This window comes from Flavobacterium sp. (genome assembly GCF_028712645.1).
Classification (GTDB): domain Bacteria; phylum Bacteroidota; class Bacteroidia; order Flavobacteriales; family Flavobacteriaceae; genus Flavobacterium.
On the sequence record NZ_JAQTPQ010000078.1, the window covers coordinates 13,645 to 14,245 of the forward strand.

Consider the following 601-nt stretch of genomic DNA (forward strand, 5'->3'; position numbering starts at 1 on the left):
CCTTATTCTTATGAATAGCTTCGATTTCGAGAATTGTCAACGGCTGGAAATAAGCTATTTTCTGGTTTGATTTTCGGGAGGAAAAAGCATCACGTACAAAGTAAGATTTTAAGCCATTAGATTCTGTAAAACACTTTACAATCAAGCTTTTCTCTTGGTATTTGAGAGAAGAAATGACGATGGCTTTGGTTTTGATTTCCATAAATTCAAATTGTTATTCTATTGCAACTTTTCTCGTAGAATTGTATCGGTCTAAAAATCTATTTTCAATGAAAAACCAAGAAAAAACAGCAAAAAACAAAGTAATTAAAATCACTAAAATTGACATTATAATTGGATTATAATTTTCAAATAAATTATATTGTCTAAAAAGCTGAATTATTGGAAAATGATAAATATATAATCCATAAGTAAAATCGCCATATTTGCCAAAATTATTTAAAAACGGAAGGCTAAAAGCAGCAAGAATAACTAGTGTCCCAAATGCAGCTGGATAAAATAAATCGATTTGAAAATTTGAAAAATTTAAAAAAAACTATAACATAATTGCTGAAATCATTAGCACTTTCTTATTCTGCAATACAGAGTCGAAATTCAAAAA

At 27.8% G+C, this 601-nt stretch carries 1 protein-coding gene; it reads right to left on the reverse strand.

Features of this window, described 5'->3' with window-relative positions; genetic code table 11:
- A partial coding sequence (locus PHC28_RS07765) for a recombination protein O N-terminal domain-containing protein (RefSeq protein ID WP_300098237.1) occupies nucleotides 1–202 on the reverse strand: 202 nt, incomplete at its 3' end.
- Nucleotides 203–601: the final 399 nt, after the last annotated feature.